Consider the following 18,785-nt stretch of genomic DNA (forward strand, 5'->3'; position numbering starts at 1 on the left):
TGTAACCTAGTCGGCGGTAGCGTGTCCGAGCGGCCGAAGGAGCGCGCCTCGAAAGCGCGTGAGGTTCACGCCTCCGTGGGTTCAAATCCCACCGCTACCGCTGGTCAGAGGGCCGGATCCCCGAGTCGGGGGTCCGGCCCTCTGTCGTCGGTGGCGGTGACGGTGGCAGCCGGGCCGCCGGGGCCCACCGATGAGATCGGCGGCCGGGCCGGGTCGCTACCGGCATGCGAACCGTGCACCCCATGGCGGCGGACGAACGCCGCGCCCAGGTCACCCTCTACTCCGGCCTGTCCGACGACGAGTGGGACGTGCCGTCGCTCTGCACCGGCTGGCGGGTGCGGGACGTCCTGGCCCACACGACGATGCCGTTCCGCTGGTCGGTCCCGCGGTTGCTGCTCGGTGTGGTGCGGGCGCGGGGGTCCTTCGACCGGTTCGCCGACCGCGCCGCGCGCGACGACGCGGCGGCACTCACCCCGGACGAGCTGCTGGCCTGTCTCGACGCGCACGTCGAGGACCCGTGGTCGCCACCCGGCGGTGGCCCGGTCGGCGCGCTCTCGCACGACGTGATCCACGGCCTGGACGTCGCACTCGCACTGGGGCGCCTCGAGCACGTGTCCCCGGAACGTGCGACGACCGTGCTGGCGTCGATGCGCCCGGAGCACCTGCGCTCGTTCGGGACGACGATCGACGGGTTGCGACTGGTCGCGACCGACACCGGCCCGGTACGCGGCGACGGCGCCGAGGTACGCGGCCGGGCGGCCTACCTGCTCGCCGCGGTCTGCGGCCGACGTGTCCCCGAGGAGGCACTCACCGGCCCCGGCGCTGCCCGGCTCGCGTAGCCGACGGCGCACCGCGGGACGGGGCCGGGCGGTCGGTGACGGGCGGAGTGATCTCCGGTCGTCTCCGACCGTGGTCCGACGCCGTGGATCATTCCCGGCTCCGATGTGGCCGACCCCGGTCCGGAGCGACAGTGGGTGCACACCCCGACACGAGGAGCAGGAGATGACCACGATGACCACCACTCCGCACGACCACGCGACCCCGGAGCCCGCCCGCCCCGGCGACCCGGACGCGTACCCCGTCCTCACCGTCCTGATGCTGATGCTCGGCGGCTTCGTGCTGCCCGTCGTCGGCTGGCTCGCCGGAGTCGTGATGCTGTGGACCGGGCGCTCCTGGACGGTCGGGGAGAAGTGGCTCGGCACGCTGGTGTGGCCGGGGATCGTCGCCGTCCCGGCGCTGGTGCTGGTCGCGGGCCTCGCGGCGACCCCGGAGCCGGGCGCCGGGCACTGGGCGATCATCGTCGCCGGGATCGCCGGTGTCCTGGGTGCGCTGGTCGTACTGCCCTGGACCTTCGTGAAGCTGCTGCGCGCCGGCCGCCGTACCCACTGAAGTTGGTAGTGATGCTCGCTCGAACAGGTGAACGGAATATCCGGCACGCAACCTCCTGATTCGGACCTGTGAGACACACCGGACCCGCATCTGCGGACACGTCCCTGCCGATCGTCGACGTCGTGCGGATCTCGCCGGGTTCCGCACGTCACATCGGCGGGCGCATCACGACGGCCGCCCTCTCGTTCCGCTCTCCAACGGACTCCGTCGGCCGCTCCCCAGGGCCACGGAGCGAAGGAGAGGACAACGATGTCTGCCCCGACTCGTGCACGCACCGGACGCCGTGACGTCAGCCGTCGCCGATTCCTCGGCTACCTGGTCGCGGCCCCCACCCTCGTCGTCGCCGCCGAGGTCGGCCGCCAGCAGCTGTTCGCCCCGCCGGGGGCCTCGGCCGCGGCCATCCCGTCGCCGCCCCAGCTCGCCGACACCTACGACCTGCTCGACGCCATCCGGGACACCTCCCGGCCGACCTCGGCCCTGATCCGGGTGGAGGTGAACCGGGACGGCACGGTGTCGTTCCAGCTGCCGCGGTCGGACAACGGGCAGGGGATCATCACCTCGACCGCGATGATCATCGCCGAGGAGATGGACCTCGACCCGGACCAGGTGAAGGTCACCCTGGCCGACTCGCGCCCGGAGCTGGTGTTCAACCAGCTCACCGGCGGCTCCAGCACGACGTTCTCGACCTACACCCCGATCCGGGTCGCCGCGGCGATCGCCAAGGGCCGGCTGCTGGACGCGGCCGCCGCCCTCCTCCAGCAGGACGCGGACACCCTCACCAGCCGCGCCGGGCTCATCACCGGCGCCGGGGGCAGCGCCATCCCGTTCGGCGAGCTCACCGAGGCCGCGGCCGTCGACGCCACCCGCTCGGTCGAGGTCGTGCTCAAGCCGCGCGAGGAGTTCACGGTCATCGGGACCGACCGGCGCAACGCCCAGGCCCACGACATCGTCACCGGCCGCAAGCAGTTCATCGCCGACCTGAGGATCCCCGACGCGCTGCCGACGGTGATCTGCCGCGGCCCGAACCTGAACTGCGCCCCGGTGTCGGTCGCCAACGCCGACGAGGTGCGCTCCATGCCGGGCGTCACCGACGTCGTCGAGTGCGCCACCGGCGTCGCCGTGCGCGCGCACACCTACGGCCAGGCCGTCGACGGCGTGAACGCGCTTCGCGTGCGGTGGGACGCCGGCACCGTCGAGGGCGAGAACGACGAGTCGGTGCTGCAGAAGGTGCGGGCGGCCGAGCTGCCGCTGGCGGTCCCGTCGGTGGCGGGGGAGACCGTCGAGGGCGACTTCACCTTCTACTTCCGCAGCAGCTCGGCGCTGGAGACCAACACCGCGATCGCCGACGTCCGGGACGGCCGGTGCGAGATCTGGACCTCGCTGAAGATCCCGATCACCGTGCAGCACGACATCGCCGAGCAGCTCGGGCTGCCGGTCAACGCGGTCACCATCCACATCGTCCCGGGCGGCGGCTCCTTCGGCCGCCGGCTGTTCGGCGACGCGGCCAAGGAGGCCGCCGAGATCTCGCAGAAGCTCGGCAAGCCGGTCAAGCTGATCTGGTCGCGCGCCGACGACTCCCGCCAGGGCCGGGTGCACCCGATGGCCACCTCCCGGATCCGGGCGGTCGTCTCCGGCGAGTCCGTCGTCAGCTTCGAGCAGCGCCACACCGGCGTCACCTGCGACTTCGGGCACGGCTTCGGCGACGCCGTCACCGCGGCCGCCGCGAAGGCCCCGCTCGGCCAGCTCTCGGTCGCGGAGTCGATCTGGGAGCTGACCCAGGCCACGCCGTACGACTTCGGTGCCCAGACCCGGGTGCTCAGCGAGGTCGACATGCGGTTCAACACCGGCTCGATGCGCAACGTGTACTCGCCCGACGTCTGCACCGCCCGTGACCTGATCGTCGACCGCATCGCCGAGAAGATGGGCAAGGACTCCTACGAGTTCCGCCGCGAGTTCCTCCGCAACGACGCCATGCGCGCCGTGCTCGACAGGGTCGCGGAGGAGGGCGACTGGGGTCGGTCGATGCCCGACGGCACCGCGCAGGGGATCGGGTTCCACGTCGAGTACAAGGGCTTCGCCGCCTGCCTGGTCGAGATCGACTGCCGCCCGCAGACCGTGGACCGGAAGGTCCGCCAGGCGAGGACCGGTCCGCGCGTGACCAAGGCGGTCTTCGCCGTCGACGGCGGTCTGGTCATCAACCCGCTCGGTTTCAAGGCCCAGATCATGGGCGGGATCAACGACGCGATCGCGATGACGCTGACCGCGGGCCTGCACCTGGTCGACGGGCACTTCGTCGAGGCGAGCTGGGACAACTACTTCTACACCCGGCAGTGGAACACCCCGCTCGACCTGCAGGTCCACCTGGTCGACAACGGCCGGCCGGAGCCCGGCGGGGCCGGTGAGTTCGGCGTCGCCCCGACCTGCGGGGCCATCGCGAACGCCTACGCCCGGGCCACCGGCCGGGTGCCGGACCACTTCCCGATCCTGCACCACGAGCCGCTGCCGTTCGAGCCGTACCCGACCGTCCCGCCGATCCCGCCGTCGCCGACCAACGGTCTCGACTTCGCCCGCTGAGGAGCCCGACATGTCTTCCCACACCTTCACGGTCAACGGCGAGAAGGTCACCGTCGACGTCGAGGACGACGTCCGGGTGCTCTGGGTCCTGCGTGACCTGCTGGGCGTGACCGGTCCGAAGTACGGCTGCGGGATCAACGTCTGCAAGGCGTGCACGAGCCACATCAACGGCAAGGCGTTCAACCCGTGCTCGGTGCCGGTGGGTGCCCTGTCGGAGTCGGACGAGATCACGACGATCGAGGGCCTGGCCAAGGGCGAGGAGCTGCACCCGATGCAGCAGGCCTGGATCGACAACGACGTGGCCCAGTGCGGGTACTGCCAGCCCGGCCAGATCATGGCCGCGGTGGATCTGGTGAAGCGCTGCTCGGCCGAGGGCCGCTCGATCGACGACGAGGCCCTGGACGAGATCCGCAACATCTGCCGGTGCGGCACCTACAACCGCATCCGCGAGGCGATCAAGGCCGGCGCCGACAAGATGTGAGGGCGAGCGCCCGCCGCACGGGTCCGGGCGGCGGGCGCACTCCCCTCGGTGGCGCACCCGTCCCGGGCCTGCCGGGCTCGACCTGATCACCCGTACGAGTGGTGTCCCTCCCAGTAGAGCAACCTCATCCTGCGGACTTTGCGGCGGCGAGTCATCCGCATCTGCGGGTAAGGGGACCCTGAGCGCCAACTCGTTGACCTGCCAATCAAGGTATCTCCGACGGTCCGGCAGCGGATTTCCCATGACACGTAGCGCGCGTACCGACGCGTATCCGTCGAATCAGGCACGTCGTTGATCGCCCGAATGCCCCGCAGCCGTCCCCCGCTCCCCGCACCGGACGTCGCATCGGGTCGTGCACCGCAGCACATTCGGAGAGGACAACGATGCCCGCTCACAGCGCCACCGCCCCCGAGCGCCCGGCGTCCGGCGACGGCCGCAAGAACGTCAGCCGCCGGCGGTTCCTCGGCTACCTGGTCGCCGCCCCCACGCTGGTCGTCGCGGCCGAGATCGGGCGCCAGACCTGGTTCCCCGGAGTCCCGCAGGCCAACGCGGCCGCGGTTCCGTCGCCGCCACTGCCCGCCGAGCTGTACGACCTGCTCGACGCGCTGCGCGACTCCATGCGCCCGACCGCGAACCTCATCCGCATCGAGGTCAACCGCGACGGCACCGTCTCCTTCGCCCTGCCCCGGTCCGACAACGGTCAGGGCATCATCACCTCGACGCAGATGATCATCGCCGAGGAGATGAACCTGGACCCCGACCAGGTCATCGTCACCCAGGCCGACGCGCGCCCCGAGCTGGTGTTCAACCAGCTCACCGCCGGGTCGAGCACGACCTTCTCCACCTACACCCCGATCCGGGTGGCCGCCGCGCTGGCGCAGAAGCGCCTGCTCGACGCCGCGGCGAACGAGCTGCGCCAGGACGTGAACGTGCTGCGCAGCCGCCAGGGCCTCATCACCGGCAACAACGGTGAGGAGCTGCCGTTCGGCGAGCTCACCGAGCTGGCGTCGAGCGCGGCGAACGAGGCCGTCGACGTCGTGCTGAAGGACCGCGAGCAGTTCACCGTCATCGGGACGCCGCGGACCAAGTCCGATGCGCGCGCCATGGTCACCGGCAAGAAGCAGTTCGCCACCGACCTGCAGATCCCCGACGCCCTGCCGACCGTGATCTGCCGCGGCCCGAACCTGAACTCGGCCCCGCAGGGCGCCAACAACCTCGACGAGGTCCGTGGGATGCCGGGCGTCACCGACGTCGTCGAGATGACGACCGGCGTCGCGGTGCGGGCGAAGACCTTCGGCCAGGCGATCGACGCCGCGAACGCGCTCGACGTCTCCTGGGACGGTGGCACCGTCGAGGGCGAGAACGACCGCTCGGTCCTGGAGAAGCTGCGCCAGGGCGAGCTGCCGCTGGCCGTCCCCCAGGTCCCCGGTGAGACGATCGAGGGCGACTTCACGTTCTACTTCCGCAGCAACTCCTCGCTGGAGACCAACTGCGCGATCGCCGACGTCCGCGGCGGCACCGCCGAGATCTGGGGCCCGGCGAAGAACCCGATCGCGGCCCAGGCCGAGATCGCGAAGAAGCTCGGCATCCCGCAGAACGCCGTCACCTTCCACGTCACCCAGGGCGGCGGTTCCTTCGGCCGCAAGCTCTTCTTCGACGCCGCGGAGGAGGCCGCCGAGGTCTCCCAGCTGATGGGCAAGCCGGTCAAGCTGATGTGGACCCGCGCCGACGACTCCCGTCAGGGCCGGGTGCACCCGATGGCCACCAGCCGGGTGCGGGCCCAGGTCAGCGGGGACACCGTCACGAGCTTCGAGATCCGTCACACCAGCGTGGCCACCGAGGGCAACCCCGGTCTCGGCGAGGCGATCACCGCGGCGGCGCAGAAGGCCCCGGGCGGCAACTACACGGTCTCGCAGAGCCTCTACGTGCTCACCCAGACCAACCCGTACAACGTCGGCGTCGCGACCTCGCTGCTCAACGAGGTCGACATGCGGTTCAACACCAGCTCGATGCGCAACATCTACTCGCCCGACACGGCGACCGCGCGGGAGCTGATGGTGGACCGGGTCGCGGAGAAGATGGGCAAGGACCCGTACGAGTTCCGGTCCGCCTACACCAAGCTGACCCGCTGGAAGAACGTCGTCGACCGGGCCGCCCAGGAGGCGGACTGGGGCAAGTCGATGCCGAAGGGCACCGCCCAGGGCATCGCGATGCACGTCGAGTACAAGGGCGTCGCCTGCGCCGTCGTCGAGCTCGACTGCCGCCCCGAGACCGTGGACCGGAAGATCCGTTCCGCGCGCACCGGTCCGCGCGTCACGAAGGTGACCTACGTCGTCGACGCCGGCTTGATCATCAACCCGCGTGGCTACGAGGCCCAGATGATGGGCGGCATCAACGACGGCATCGCGATGACGCTGACGTCGGGCCTGCACCTCGACGACGGGCACTTCATCGAGGCCAGCTGGGACAACTACTTCTACACCCGGCAGTGGAACACCCCGCCGGAGATGAACATCGTCCTCATCGAGGATTCCGAGTCCCCCGAGCCCGGCGGAGCCGGCGAGTTCGGCGTGGCCGCGACCTGCGGCGCGATCGCCTGCGCCTACGCCCGCGCGACCGGGAAGGTCCCGACCGAGTTCCCGATCCTGCACAACGAGCCGCTGCCGTTCGAGCCGTACCCGACCGTCCCGCCGATCCCGCCGTCGCCGACCAACGGCCTCGACGTCGCCCGCTGAGAGGACTGACATGCCTTCCCACACCTTCACGGTCAACGGCGAGAAGGTCACCGTCGACGTCGAGGACGACGTCCGCGTGCTCTGGGTCCTGCGCGACCTGCTCGGGGTGACCGGTCCGAAGTACGGCTGCGGGATCAACGTCTGCAAGGCCTGCACCAGCCACATCAACGGCAAGGCGTTCAACCCCTGCTCGGTGCCGGTCGGCGCCATCTCCGAGTCCGACGAGATCACCACCATCGAGGGGATCGCGAAGGGCGAGGAGCTGCACCCGATGCAGCAGGCCTGGATCGACAACGACGTCGCGCAGTGCGGCTACTGCCAGCCGGGCCAGATCATGGCCGCGATCGACCTGGTCAAGCGCTGCTCGGCCGAGGGCCGCTCGATCGACGACGACGCCCTGGACGAGATCCGCAACATCTGCCGGTGCGGTACCTACAACCGCATCCGCGAGGCGATCAAGGCCGGCGCCGACAACATGTGAGCCCGGTGCGGCGTGCTCCGTATGCCGCATCGTGTTAGGCCGTTAGTGTGAACGGTCTGCTCCCCGCTACCGAAGGACGGATTCGATGAAGAACCGGATGCGACGCTCGCTGATCGCCGTCGGCGCCCTGGCGGCCGTGGCTTTCCCGCTGGCCGGGATCGCCGCCGCCGACACCGACGAGGGTCACGGCTACCCCAGCACACAGAGCCCCACCCAGGGCCTCGACGCGGTGGGAGCCACCGTCGGGACCTTCGGGGCGAGCTTCCTCGACGCCGCCGACACGTTCTCGCCGAGCAACCGGCCCGACGGCGTCAACGGCACCGACACCGAGATCCCGCAGCCTGACCCGCGCTTCGTCGAGGGTCCGGCCGGCGGGCTGGTGAAGGACGGACCCTTCGAGTAAGGGGCTCCCAGACGGCGGGGCCGGCGCTCCTCACGGGGGTGCCGGCCCCGTCGTCGTACCGGGGGTCAGTGCAGGACCTTCAGCCCCACCACACCGGCGACGATCGCGAGCAGGCACAACAGCCGCGCCGTCGTCGCCGGCTCGCCGAGGGCGGCCATGCCGTAGAGCGCGGTGCCGACCGCGCCGATGGCGACCCACACGGCGTACGCGGTGCCGACCGGCAGGTCGCGCAACGCCAGGGCCAGCCCGCCCATGCTCAGGGCCAGCGCGCCCGCGAACAGCAGCGACGGGCCGAGCCTGCTGAACCCGCGGCTCTGCGACAGCGCCGCGGCCCACACCGTCTCCAGCACACCGGAGACCACGAGGTAGATCCATGCCATGACGAGCTCCTCCCGGAAGGGATGCGTCGTCTTGGCGTTCCGGGTACGGCGCGTCTCGTCCGGGGAGCCGCCGGGCGGGCGGTCCGGTACCAGGATGGCGGACCGCCGGGCCCGGGTCGAGTGATGGTGACCGGTCGGACCGCCGCCTACCCTTCTCGGGTGCGCCTGCTCGCCGTCGTCGCGGGGTCGTGCCTGTTCACCGGCGGGATGGTGCTGCTGCCGTCCTGGCTGGACCGGGTGCTGCCCGATCCGGACGACCAGCCGTACGTGTACTACCTCCCGCCCGGCGCCCCCGACCCGCCCGGTCCGGACCTGACCTGGCCGATCCTGGGAGCGGTGCTGGTCGGCATCGGCCTGGTCTGCGGGGGAGCGGCGCTGCTGTGGCTGGTGTTCCGGCTGATCTCCCGGCTGCGCTGAGGCTCGAGCCGCATCGATCCCGCTACCGTCGTCGCATGCTGGTCGTCGGCTCGATCGTCCTGCGCGTCACCGACCTCGCACGACAGGTCCGGTTCTGGACCGAGGCGCTCGGCTACGAGGCGTGCACCCCCGCGGACGACGACTTCGTGCTCCTCCGCCCGGGCGACGGCCGCCCCGGCCCGAACGTCTCGCTCGACGTCGCCCCGTCCGAGCGGGTCCTGCCGCCGCGCATCCACCTGGACCTCTACGCCGACGACCAGCAGGCCGAGGTCCGGCGCCTGGTCGCCCTCGGCGCGCAGGAGGTCCCTTGGGGCAACCGGCCGGCCGACGCCGACTACGTGATCATGCAGGACCCCGAGGGCAACCGGTTCTGCGTCGTCGACGGTGGGGACCGGCGGCCGTGACCGGTGTGGACGACGGGCGGTCGTCGACGCGTCCGCCCGGACAGGACGAGGTGCTGACGGTGACGGAACCCGGAACCCTGATCCGCGACGTCCGCGTGTTCGACGGCCGGGCCGTCGTCGCCGCCGACTCGGTCCGTGTCGCGGGCGGACTGATCACCGAGGTGGGCGAGGGTCTCCGGCCGGCACCGGACGAGCAGGTCGTCGAGGGTGCGGGGGCGACACTGCTCCCGGGCCTGATCGACGCCCACACCCACGTCTTCCCGGGCAGCCCGGAGCAGGCGCTGCTGTTCGGCGTCACCACCGAGCTCGACATGTTCGCCGACCCGGCGGTGGCCCGGGACCTGCGCGGCGCGGCCTCGTACCGGGACGACATGGCCGACCTGCGCTCGGCGGGTACCGGCGCCACCGCGCCCGGCGGGCACCCGTCGCACCTGGTCGACCAGGGCATCTACCCGCCGTTCCCGACGCTCGCACCGGGCGGCGACGCCGACGGTTTCGTCGCTGCCCGGGTCGCGGAGGGCAGCGACCACCTCAAGATCGTCGTCGACGACGGTGCGGTCTTCGGCTACCCCCGGCCCACGCTGGACCGGGCGACGGTCGCCGCGCTCGTCACGGCCGCGCACCGTCGCGGCCTGCTGACCGTCGCCCACCCCGGTGGGCTCGCCGACGTCGAGCTGCTCGTGGAGGCCGGTGTGGACGGTCTCGCGCACGTCCCGGCGGACCGGCCGGTCGGCCCCGGGCTGGCCGCACGCATCGCCGGGCGGGACATGTTCGTCGTCCCCACGCTCGGGGTCGGCGACGCCGCCTGCGGTTGCGGAGCGGGCCCGCAGCTCGCGGTGCGGCCCGATCTCGCGCCCTATCTGGACCGGATGTCGACGATCATGCTCACCGTCCTCGACGGGAACTTCCCGCTGGGTCCGGGTGCCCGGACGGACCCGTCCGCGTCACGGGCCTCGGTCACGGCCCTGCTGGGCTGCGGAGTCACGATCCTGGCCGGTACCGACGCGGGCACCCTCGGCGTTGCCCACGGCGCCAGCCTGCACCACGAGCTGGCGCTGCTCGTCGAGGCGGGGATGACCCCGGTCCAGGCCCTGACCGCGGCGACGGCCGCCCCGGCCGGGGTCTTCGGGCTGACCGACCGGGGACGCGTCGTGGCCGGGACCCGCGCGGACCTGCTCCTCGTCGACGGTGACCCCACGGTGGACATCACCTGCACGACGGCGATCGTCGACGTCTGGCGTTCCGGTTCGCGTGTCCGGCGCCGCCCCCGCGCGGCGGCGGCGCCCGATACGGGCTCGACACCGTAGGCGGGTCGGCGGACGCTTCCGCCGTGGACCATCGACTCCTCGCGTTCGCCGCCGCCGCGGCCGTCGTCATCGTCATCCCCGGACCCAGCGTCGTGTTCACCGTCGGCCGTGCGCTCGCGGCCGGCCGGTCCGCCGCGCTGGCGACGGTCGTCGGCAACGCCGTCGGCGTCTTCCTGCAGGTGGTCGCGGTGGCGGTGGGCCTCGGGCACCTCGTCGCACAGTCCGCCGCGGCGTTCACCGTCCTGAAGCTGGTGGGTGCCGCCTACCTGGTGTACCTGGGGATCGCGGCGATCCGGCACCGGCACGACGTCGTCCGCGCGATGCAGCGCTCGGCCGGTGACGCCCGGCGGGTGGGTCCGGCCCGCAGCGTCGTCGACGGGCTGGTGGTCGGCGTGCTGAACCCGAAGTCCGTCGTCTTCTTCGTCGCGTTCCTGCCCCAGTTCGTCGACGCCCGCGGGCCGGTCGTCACGCAGATCCTGCTGCTGGGGGCGTTCTTCGTCGCCATCGCCCTGGTGCTCGACAGCGTGTGGGCCCTCGCCGCCGGATCGGCCCGGGCCTGGTTCGCCTCCTCGCCGAGACGGATCGCGGCCGTCGGCGGTGCCGGTGGGCTCGCGATGATCGGGCTCGGCGTGGGGGTGGCGGCGACGGGGTCGTCGCAGTAGCCGGCGGCTACCGGTCGAGGCCGACCGTGACCCCCAGCAGCACCAGCGCGAGACAGATCACGCCGTTCAGGACCGGATGCTCGGCGAGGATCGCGACGAACTCGCGCAGGGTGGCGCTGGGCCGGTAGTAGCGGGCGGTCGGGGAACCGACGACCTGACCGTTCACCCCGGCCCGGCGGGCGGTGAGCGCGGCCCGGAAGGCGTGGAAGTCGTTGGTGACGACGACGCACCGGTGGCCGGGCAGCCGCTCGGTCATGAGCGCCCTGCTGAACACGAGGTTCTCCCGCGTCGTCCTCGACCGGTCCTCCCGCAGGATCCTCTCCGACGGCACGCCGCGGTCCACGAGGTAGTCGGCCATCGCGACGGCCTCGGCGACCGGCTCGTCGGGACCGCGCCCACCGGAGGTCACCAGCATCGGGGCCCCGCCCCGTTCCCGCTCCCGTTCCCACAGGGCGACCGCGCGGTCCAGGCGGGCGGCGAGCAGCGGTGGCACTGCACCGCGGACGAGCCCCGACCCGAGCACGACGACGAAGTCGACCCCGGGACGGACACCCACCCGTCCGTACACGAACGCGTAGGCGACCAGGCTGCACAGCAGGAACCCGAACCAGGCCGCGAGCAGCAGCGCCACGTAGGTCAGCGTCGTCAGGAACCGGTTGTCGACGACCACGGTGAGGGGGACGAGGACGACGATCGCGAGACAGGCGAGCCCCGCGAGCAGCGACAACAGGTTCCCCGGCCGACGTCCTTCCCGCCGCATCATCACGACGCCGTTGACGAGCAGAAATCCGGTGAGGATCAGTACGCAGACGATCAACAGCGTCGCCAGCAGCGCTGTGGCGACGTCGACGACGGCCATGTCGAGCCGGGTGAGCCCGGCGACCGTCCCTGCCAGCAGGAGGGCTACCGCAGTCCCGCCGAGCACGGCGTTGCGGAACCGCCGTCGTTCGACGAGCATCCCGACGACGCAGAGGGCCGCCGACACCGCCGCGAGCCCGAACAGGACACCCGCCGCCGTCATCAGGCCGTCGTCGGCAGATCCGGGCCCGGGTGACGGACACGGAACCACGCCGCAATCCCGACGCAGCACACGAGGAGGAGGAGGGCGGCGATGCCGGCCGACGACGAGCCGGTGGTGTCGGACCCGGCGGACGGGTCGGCGACGAGGTTCTGCACCAGGTTCCAGACGGTGTGGAAGCCGCACGCCGCCCACAGTCCTCCCCTGCCCAGCGAGATGATGCCCAGCAACGCCCCCAGGGCGACGGTCGACGTGACGTAGACGACGGAGATGTCGGCGTTGAACGAGTGGCACAGGCCGAAGACGAGCGAGCTGAAGGCGACCGCGACGCCGCTGCCGAAGCCGGTCCGCACCGCACCGAGCAGGTAGCCACGGAACAGCAGTTCCTCGGTCGACGACTGCAACGCGGTGGCGACCAGGATCACGGCCACCGCGAGCACTCCCTGGGACACCGGATCCCCTCCGGTGTCCGCTGCGACGTCGCCGGTGCCGCCCACGACGGATCCGACGACGGAGCTGATCACGAGCAGCACCAGGGCGAGCGCCCCTGCTCCCAGAACCGCCGGGACGGGCCTCCGCACCGGGACGCCGAGGCTCGAGAGCCCCCGCTTCTCACGCAGCCGCAGCCACAGCGCGAGCAGGATCAGCGACACGCCGAACGGGACGACCAGACCCACACTGCGCCACAGCCAGGTGTGGTCCGCCGGGGGGCCCAGCATCAGCCAGAGGAACTGGCCCGCGAACAAGGCGACGACGGTGACGACGGTCGCCAGCGAGGCACGTCTCCAGCGGCCGTCGACCTCGCGCAGATGGTCCTGTCTCGTCACCCGTCACTCCTGTCGTGGTAGCCGTGCGTCCGAGGTCCGCCCGCCCCGCGGGTGTCCGATCATGACCCCCGTGCCCGGTCCCGGCGGAGAGTTCCCCCCGCCGGGTGACGACGGCGGGGCTACGTCATCCGTGCGGGTGACCACCAGGAGATGCTGCGCCACAACCACTCCACCGGTCCGTACCGGAAGCGGCGCACCCACCAGCGGCTCCCGGCCACCTGGAGCATCAGGATCGCCGCGCTGACCGGCAGCAGGGCGCGGTACCCGTCCGGGCCGGAGAACGCCGGGACCGCGGTCAGCAGCAGGACCAGCAGCGTCGCCGACAGGTAGTTGGTCAGCGCGAGCCGCCCGAGCGGGGCGAGGACCGACGAGACCCACGGCCCGACCGGGGAGCCGGTCAGCAGGACGAGCGCCGCGGCGTAGCCGACGGCCATCACGAGGCCCGTCACGGCGGACACCTGGTCGAATCCGCTGCTCCCGATCGTGTCGACCTGGATGCTCAGCAGCGGCACCGCGACGACGACCGCCCCGGCGAGAACGGCGGCCCACACGGCCCGGTCCGGTGCCGCCATCCGGCGGTGCAGGCCGTAGCGGGCGGCGGCGAGACCCAGCAGGAACAGGCCGGGGACCAGCAGGAGCCCGCCACTGGTGAACGTGAGTGCCAGGGCTGTCGCCACCGCCCCGCCGAGAGCGATGACCGGCCGCGGCAGCCAGGTGGCCGGCAGCAGCACGACGAGACCGACGATCGCGTACGGGAGCAGTGCCTCACCGGGCTGCAGGAGCTGATGGGCGGCACCGAGCACGCCGAGTACGAGCAGCCGGCGCAGCAGCACGAGCCGTGGACGGGCGGTCCGGCGGGCGGCGCCGTCCAGGAACAGGGCCGTACCGAGCCCGAACAGGAAGGAGAACAGGGGGAAGAAGCGCTGGTGCGCCGTGAGCTCCAGCCATTGGGGGAGGGACCCGTGCCAGGCACCCGACGCGGGCGGCATGTCGGCGAGCGGCGGGATGTTGACCAGCAGGATCCCGCACAGGGCCAGCCCGCGCAGCGCGTCGAGGGCGTCGACCCGGTCGGGGCCGACGGCCTCCGGGTGCGCGGGAGCGCGGACGTCTGTTCGGTGCATCTGTGCAGCGTGGCGGATGTCCGGGGTGTGCGGATCGGCCTGCGGGCCCGTTCCGACCGTCGGCGGTCGTACTTTCGGCCGGGCGCGACGGCTGCCGGTCGGTCCGGTGGGGGAGGGGCCATCGGTCGTCCGGCACCGGAACGAACGGTGCGTCGAAGGCCGGACCGGTTTCCGCACGCCACACGAATCCGGGTGACCGCGGCGTGCGCCGGTGCGATGGTCGGACGATGCAGCGGACCCGCACCGATCTCCTGCACCGCCAGTTCGACCTGATCTGGGCCCTGTTCGACCACCACCTCGAGCGGCTGGGCGACGACGACCTCCTCTGGGAGCCGGTACGCCTGTGCCGGACCGTGCGCCGGTCCGAGGACGGCACGTGGCTCCCGGACTGGGCGGAGCCGGAGCCCGACCCGGTCCCCGTGCCGACGATCGCCTGGGTCACCTGGCACATCGGCTGGTGGTGGTCCGTCACGACGGACCACCTCCGGGGCAGGCAGCCGCGGGAGCGCGCCGAGGTGGTGTGGCCCGGCGACGCCGCGTCGACGGTCTCCTGGATGCGCGAGCTGCACGACGGCTGGAAGGCGGTGCTGGACGGCCTGACCGACGACGACCTCGCCGCCGGGGCGACGTTCCCGTGGGAGGAGGGTGCGGACATGGCCGTCGGTGACACGCTGACCTGGGTGAACACCGAGCTGACGAAGAACGTCGCCGAGCTCGGACTGCTACGCCTGCTCCGCGCCGCCGGCTGAACGAGCGCCATCGGGCCCCGGCCGAGCGCCGGGGGCTCCGCGTGGGAGCCGCCCGGCGTTCTGCCTGTTCAGGCTGGCGGAGGATACGGGATTTGAACCCGTGAGGGATTGCTCCCAACACGCTTTCCAAGCGTGCGCCCTAGGCCACTAGGCGAATCCTCCGCGAACGAGGTTACGCGACGCCCTCGGCGATCCGACGCGGCCCCCTCGCCGCCCGACGGCGCCGTCCGTGGCACACTGTCCGTGGACCCCGTGCGGCGTCCATCCTGTGAACTCCCCCAGGGCCGGAAGGCAGCAAGGGTCAACAGGCTCTGGCGGGTGCGCGGGGTCCCCTTCTGTCTCCGAGCGGGTCCCCGAAGTGTCGGACCCCCTGGGTAGCCTTCCCCTCGTGGCTCTGGCTCTGTACCGCAAGTACCGCCCGGCCAAGCTGGCCGACGTCGTGGGGCAGGAGCACGTCACCGAGCCCCTGGCCACCGCCCTCACCGCGGGGCGGATCAACCACGCGTACCTGTTCTCGGGGCCGCGGGGCTGCGGCAAGACGTCCTCGGCCCGCATCCTGGCGCGCTCGTTGAACTGCGAGCAGGGGCCGACCCCGGACCCGTGCGGCGTCTGCAACTCGTGCATCGCGCTCGCCCCGGAGGGGTCGGGCAGCATCGACGTCGTCGAGCTCGACGCGGCGTCCCACGGTGGTGTCGAGGACGCGCGCGAGCTGCGTGACCGCGCGTTCTACGCGCCCGCCGAGTCGCGCTACCGCGTGTTCGTCGTCGACGAGGCGCACATGGTCACCACCCAGGGCTTCAACGCGCTGCTCAAGATCGTCGAGGAGCCCCCGGAACACCTGGTCTTCGTCTTCGCGACGACGGAGCCGGAGAAGGTGCTCCCGACGATCCGGTCGCGGACCCACCACTACCCGTTCCGGCTGATCCCGCCCGGCACGATGCGCGCGCTGCTGGAGAAGATCTGCGGCGAGGAGCAGGTGACCGTCGCGCCGCCGGTGTTCCCGCTGGTCATCCGGGCCGGTGGCGGCTCGGCCCGGGACACGCTGTCGGTGCTGGACCAGCTGCTCGCCGGCGCCGGGCCGCAGGGCGTGACCTACGAGCGCGCGGTCGCGCTGCTCGGGGTGACCGACTCCGGCCTGATCGACGACACCGTCGACGCGCTCGCCGCGGCCGACGGCGCGGCCGTCTACGGCGCGGTGGACCGGCTCGTCGAGGCCGGGCACGACCCCCGCCGCTTCGCCTCGGACCTGCTGCAGCGCTTCCGCGACCTGATGCTCGTGCAGGCCGTGCCGGACGCCGCGGAGCAGGGGCTGGTCGACGGCGCCGCGGACGAGCTGTCCCGGATGGCCGACCAGGCCGCCCGGCTCGGACCGGCCACCCTCACCCGCTACGGCGAGATCCTGCACCAGGGCCTGATCGAGATGCGCGGGGCGACCGCCCCGCGGCTGCTCCTGGAGCTCCTGGTCTCGCGGATGCTGCTCCCGGCGGCCACGACCTCCGACGGCGGGCTGCTCGAACGTCTGGAGCGCATCGAGCGGCGCAACGCGATCGCGCCCGACCCCGCCGGCCCGGCCGACGACGGCGCCGCCGCCAAGCGGTTCGTCCGGCCCAGCGAGCGCCCGGCCGGCTCGGAGCCGACCGGCGGTGCCCCGTCGCGTTCCGCGGAACGCGAGGCCGGGGCCCCGATGGCCGTGCCCGCCCCGGCACCGTCCCGGCCCGCCGAGCCCGCACCGGACGCCGCGGCCCCGGCACCCGCCGCCCCGGAGCCCGAGCAGACCCGGTCGGAGGCGGGCGCGGCGCGTTCCGCGGAACGCGACGACGACGGCCGGGCCACGGCCACCGCCCCGGCCGCAGCCCCCGGCGCGCACCAGGGCGGCGGCCCCCAGGACGGGGACGGCGACGCCCAGGACCGGGGCGGTGAGGCCTCCGGGCGTGGCCCCGCGTCAAACCGTCCGGCGGGCGCCCCGGCACCCCACGCCGAGGAGGCGACCGGACCATGCGGACCGGGCGGGCCCGCGACGGAGGCGGCGTCCCCGGGCAGGCCCGCTGCTCCCTCCGCCGGTACGGAGTCCGGTGCGGAGCGTTCCGCGGAACGCGCTCCGGCGACCGCCGGCCCGGCCCCGGAGGACGGCCCGGGCGCGGGCGGTCGTCGGGCGGACGGAAGCGGGGAGGACGGTCCGGCGGCGGACGGTCGACCGGCGGACGGGCCGGGAGCGGGCGGGGCCGAGGAGCCCGCCGCGCAGGAGGCCCCACCCCGTCGCCCCGCCCCGCCCCGCGACGGCGCCCCCGCCGACGCCGTACCGCCGGAGTCGGCGCAGCCGGTGTCGTCGGCGTCGTCGCTGGACGCGACGGCGGTCCGCCGGGTCTGGCCGGAGATCCTCGCCGCCGTCCGCCAGCGCAGCCGCAGCACCGAGGCGCTGCTGGTCAACGCCACCGTCCGGGCGGTCGACGGCGACACCCTGGTCCTCGCGATCGGCGCCCCGCCGCTGGCCCGCCGGCTGTCCGAGGCGCGCAACACCGACGTGATCGCCGATGCGCTGCGCGCCGTCCTCGGGGTCCAGTGGCGGGTCCACTGCGACACCGGGGAGGCCGCGACCGCGCGTCGCGCCGCCACACCGGAACGCGCGCAGCGGGCGGTGCCGCAGCGCCCCTCCCAGCGCGACGCCCCGCAGCGCGAGCAGGGCGGGCGGCCCACCCGCCGTCCCGCGGGGGACTCCGACGTCCCGCTGCCGCCGGAGCCGCCGCCGGAGGACGCACCGCCGGACCCTCGTGATGCCGGACCGCAGGGGGGCGACGGTCCGGGTGCACGACCCGCCCCGGTACGGAACCAGGCCGCCGAGGAGGAGGACATGCTCGCCGAGGCCGCGGCCGAGGCGGCGTCACCGGGTGCCCGTCGCGACCCCGAGGCCGCCGCGCTGGAGATCCTCACCTCGCACCTGGGGGCACGCGCGATCGACCCGCGCTGACTCCCGGCCCGAGCGGGGTGGCCGGGTCGCGGGTGGTCAGCGGCGCAGCTGCGCCAGCACCGCCGTGGCCACCGCCGCCGCGATCCGGTCCCGCCCGGCTGGGTCGGTGAGCACGGCGGCGTCGCCGGCGTTGCGCATGTTGCCCGCCTCCACCAGCGCGGTCGGCACGGTCGAGGTGTTCAGGCCGGCCAGGTCCTCGCGGCCGTCGAGCCCGTCGCGGCCGATGTAGCCGGCCGGGGCGAACCCGGCCGAGCGCAGCGCGTCCCGCAGCCCGGTGGCCAGGCGCAGCGACGCCGGTCCGGTCCCGTGCACCGCGGGCTCGGCGTAGGCGACGTGGAACCCTCGGGCCGAGGCCGCCGCGCCGTCCGCGTGCAGTGACACGGCCAGCGCCGCACCGGCCCGGCCGCCCGCCGCCCCGCGGGCGTCGACGCAGGGGCCGACGCCGTCGTCGCCGGGGCGGGTGAGCACCACCCGCACACCGGCGGCCTCCAGCCGGGACCGCAGCCGCCCGGCCAGGTCCCAGGTGAAGGTGTGCTCGGCGTAGCCGGCGTTCGTGGACGTGCCGGTCGTGTTGCACGGTTTGGTCCCGCCGCGCCCGTCGGGGACCGGCCGGTTCACCGCGGCCGGGTCCGCGGCGTTGCCGCCGTTGTGCCCGGGGTCGAGCAGCACGACGGGGGCGGGGACCGGCGCCGGGGTGGTGGGCAGCGAGCGGGTCGTCGCGGCCGGCACCGGGGTCGCGTCGACCGAGGGCGGGGCCGGTGCCGCTGCGCCGCAGCCGGCGCACAGCAGCGCGACGACGGCCGGGAGGACGGCTGTGGCGGAACGGATCAGGGCGCGCACGGTCGGTCAGCCTGACACGTCTACCCTGGGAG

General features: G+C 73.2%; 18 protein-coding genes, 2 tRNA genes, 1 other RNA gene and 1 riboswitch. Of the genes, 15 read left to right on the forward strand and 6 right to left on the reverse strand.

Annotated elements, in window-relative coordinates:
• The first annotated feature begins 15 nt into the window (after positions 1-15).
• The 8 genes from DMP17_RS28455 to DMP17_RS28490 all read left to right on the forward strand — a co-directional run bounded on the left by DMP17_RS28455 (position 16) and on the right by DMP17_RS28490 (position 8,063).
• Positions 16-100 (forward strand) — tRNA-Ser (locus DMP17_RS28455).
• Positions 101-242: 142 nt separating this feature from the next.
• A complete protein-coding gene (locus DMP17_RS28460; protein ID WP_337831108.1) occupies positions 243-839 on the forward strand; it encodes a maleylpyruvate isomerase family mycothiol-dependent enzyme in 597 nt (198 codons plus the stop codon).
• 163 nt (positions 840-1,002) lie between these two features.
• The gene (locus DMP17_RS28465; RefSeq protein ID WP_337831109.1) at positions 1,003-1,389 is read left to right on the forward strand and encodes a hypothetical protein; all 387 of its coding nucleotides are present in this window, start codon (positions 1,003-1,005) and stop codon (positions 1,387-1,389) included.
• A 249-nt stretch (positions 1,390-1,638) separates the two neighbouring features.
• The gene (locus tag DMP17_RS28470) at positions 1,639-3,963 is read left to right on the forward strand and encodes a molybdopterin cofactor-binding domain-containing protein (RefSeq protein ID WP_337831110.1); all 2,325 of its coding nucleotides are present in this window, start codon (positions 1,639-1,641) and stop codon (positions 3,961-3,963) included.
• 10 nt (positions 3,964-3,973) lie between these two features.
• Positions 3,974-4,444 (forward strand): (2Fe-2S)-binding protein, encoded by a 471-nt coding sequence (locus DMP17_RS28475; RefSeq protein WP_226354735.1) that lies wholly within the window; start codon positions 3,974-3,976, stop codon positions 4,442-4,444.
• Positions 4,445-4,827: 383 nt separating this feature from the next.
• Entirely contained in the window at positions 4,828-7,179 is a 2,352-nt protein-coding gene (locus DMP17_RS28480) for a molybdopterin cofactor-binding domain-containing protein (RefSeq protein WP_337831111.1), read from the forward strand.
• Positions 7,180-7,189: 10 nt separating this feature from the next.
• Positions 7,190-7,660 (forward strand): (2Fe-2S)-binding protein, encoded by a 471-nt coding sequence (locus tag DMP17_RS28485; protein WP_251783118.1) that lies wholly within the window; start codon positions 7,190-7,192, stop codon positions 7,658-7,660.
• Positions 7,661-7,745: 85 nt separating this feature from the next.
• The gene (locus tag DMP17_RS28490) at positions 7,746-8,063 is read left to right on the forward strand and encodes a hypothetical protein (protein ID WP_226354738.1); all 318 of its coding nucleotides are present in this window, start codon (positions 7,746-7,748) and stop codon (positions 8,061-8,063) included.
• 65 nt (positions 8,064-8,128) lie between these two features.
• Here DMP17_RS28490 and DMP17_RS28495 read toward each other — a convergent pair whose 3' ends face one another.
• Entirely contained in the window at positions 8,129-8,443 is a 315-nt protein-coding gene (locus tag DMP17_RS28495) for a DMT family transporter (RefSeq protein ID WP_337831112.1), read from the reverse strand.
• A 20-nt stretch (positions 8,444-8,463) separates the two neighbouring features.
• A riboswitch (guanidine-III (ykkC-III) riboswitch) is annotated at positions 8,464-8,530 on the reverse strand.
• Positions 8,531-8,602: 72 nt separating this feature from the next.
• Here DMP17_RS28495 and DMP17_RS28500 point away from each other — a divergent pair.
• Genes DMP17_RS28500 through DMP17_RS28515 form a run of 4 tightly spaced genes read left to right on the forward strand, consistent with a single transcriptional unit; the run spans position 8,603 to position 11,233 of the window.
• Positions 8,603-8,860 (forward strand): hypothetical protein, encoded by a 258-nt coding sequence (locus DMP17_RS28500; protein WP_226354740.1) that lies wholly within the window; start codon positions 8,603-8,605, stop codon positions 8,858-8,860.
• A gap of 35 nt (positions 8,861-8,895) precedes the next feature.
• The gene (locus tag DMP17_RS28505; protein WP_337831113.1) at positions 8,896-9,264 is read left to right on the forward strand and encodes a VOC family protein; all 369 of its coding nucleotides are present in this window, start codon (positions 8,896-8,898) and stop codon (positions 9,262-9,264) included.
• Between the two features lie 59 nt (positions 9,265-9,323).
• The gene (locus DMP17_RS28510; RefSeq protein ID WP_337831114.1) at positions 9,324-10,571 is read left to right on the forward strand and encodes an amidohydrolase family protein; all 1,248 of its coding nucleotides are present in this window, start codon (positions 9,324-9,326) and stop codon (positions 10,569-10,571) included.
• Between the two features lie 23 nt (positions 10,572-10,594).
• A complete protein-coding gene (locus DMP17_RS28515) occupies positions 10,595-11,233 on the forward strand; it encodes a LysE family translocator (RefSeq protein ID WP_337831115.1) in 639 nt (212 codons plus the stop codon).
• Positions 11,234-11,240: 7 nt separating this feature from the next.
• Here the strand turns inward: DMP17_RS28515 and DMP17_RS28520 are convergent, their stop codons facing one another.
• The 3 genes from DMP17_RS28520 to DMP17_RS28530 all read right to left on the reverse strand — a co-directional run bounded on the left by DMP17_RS28520 (position 11,241) and on the right by DMP17_RS28530 (position 14,199).
• Positions 11,241-12,254, reverse strand: coding sequence for a YdcF family protein (locus DMP17_RS28520; RefSeq protein WP_337831116.1), 1,014 nt, complete (start codon positions 12,252-12,254; stop codon positions 11,241-11,243).
• On the reverse strand, positions 12,254-13,078 hold the full coding sequence (locus tag DMP17_RS28525) for a CPBP family intramembrane glutamic endopeptidase (RefSeq protein ID WP_337831117.1): 825 nt from the start codon (positions 13,076-13,078) through the stop codon (positions 12,254-12,256). The genes DMP17_RS28520 and DMP17_RS28525 overlap by 1 nt, the downstream gene beginning before the upstream one ends.
• A gap of 119 nt (positions 13,079-13,197) precedes the next feature.
• Positions 13,198-14,199: a DUF418 domain-containing protein gene (locus DMP17_RS28530; RefSeq protein ID WP_226354746.1), complete on the reverse strand. Its 1,002-nt coding sequence runs from the start codon at positions 14,197-14,199 to the stop codon at positions 13,198-13,200.
• A gap of 227 nt (positions 14,200-14,426) precedes the next feature.
• On the opposite strand from DMP17_RS28530, the gene DMP17_RS28535 reads away from it, so the two are divergent.
• Entirely contained in the window at positions 14,427-14,948 is a 522-nt protein-coding gene (locus DMP17_RS28535) for a DinB family protein (RefSeq protein WP_226354747.1), read from the forward strand.
• 74 nt (positions 14,949-15,022) lie between these two features.
• On the opposite strand, the gene DMP17_RS28540 is transcribed toward DMP17_RS28535, so the two are convergent.
• A tRNA-Ser gene (locus tag DMP17_RS28540) sits at positions 15,023-15,110 on the reverse strand.
• Positions 15,111-15,190: 80 nt separating this feature from the next.
• Here DMP17_RS28540 and ffs point away from each other — a divergent pair.
• Together ffs and DMP17_RS28550 are read left to right on the forward strand one after the other, a co-directional pair.
• An RNA gene (gene ffs, locus DMP17_RS28545) (signal recognition particle sRNA small type) lies at positions 15,191-15,285 on the forward strand.
• A 51-nt stretch (positions 15,286-15,336) separates the two neighbouring features.
• A complete protein-coding gene (locus tag DMP17_RS28550) occupies positions 15,337-17,913 on the forward strand; it encodes a DNA polymerase III subunit gamma and tau (RefSeq protein WP_337831118.1) in 2,577 nt (858 codons plus the stop codon).
• 36 nt (positions 17,914-17,949) lie between these two features.
• Here the strand turns inward: DMP17_RS28550 and DMP17_RS28555 are convergent, their stop codons facing one another.
• Positions 17,950-18,753, reverse strand: coding sequence for an N-acetylmuramoyl-L-alanine amidase (locus tag DMP17_RS28555; protein WP_308253067.1), 804 nt, complete (start codon positions 18,751-18,753; stop codon positions 17,950-17,952).
• Positions 18,754-18,785: the final 32 nt, after the last annotated feature.

It is taken from the genome of Pseudonocardia sp. TMWB2A (genome assembly GCF_017312135.1).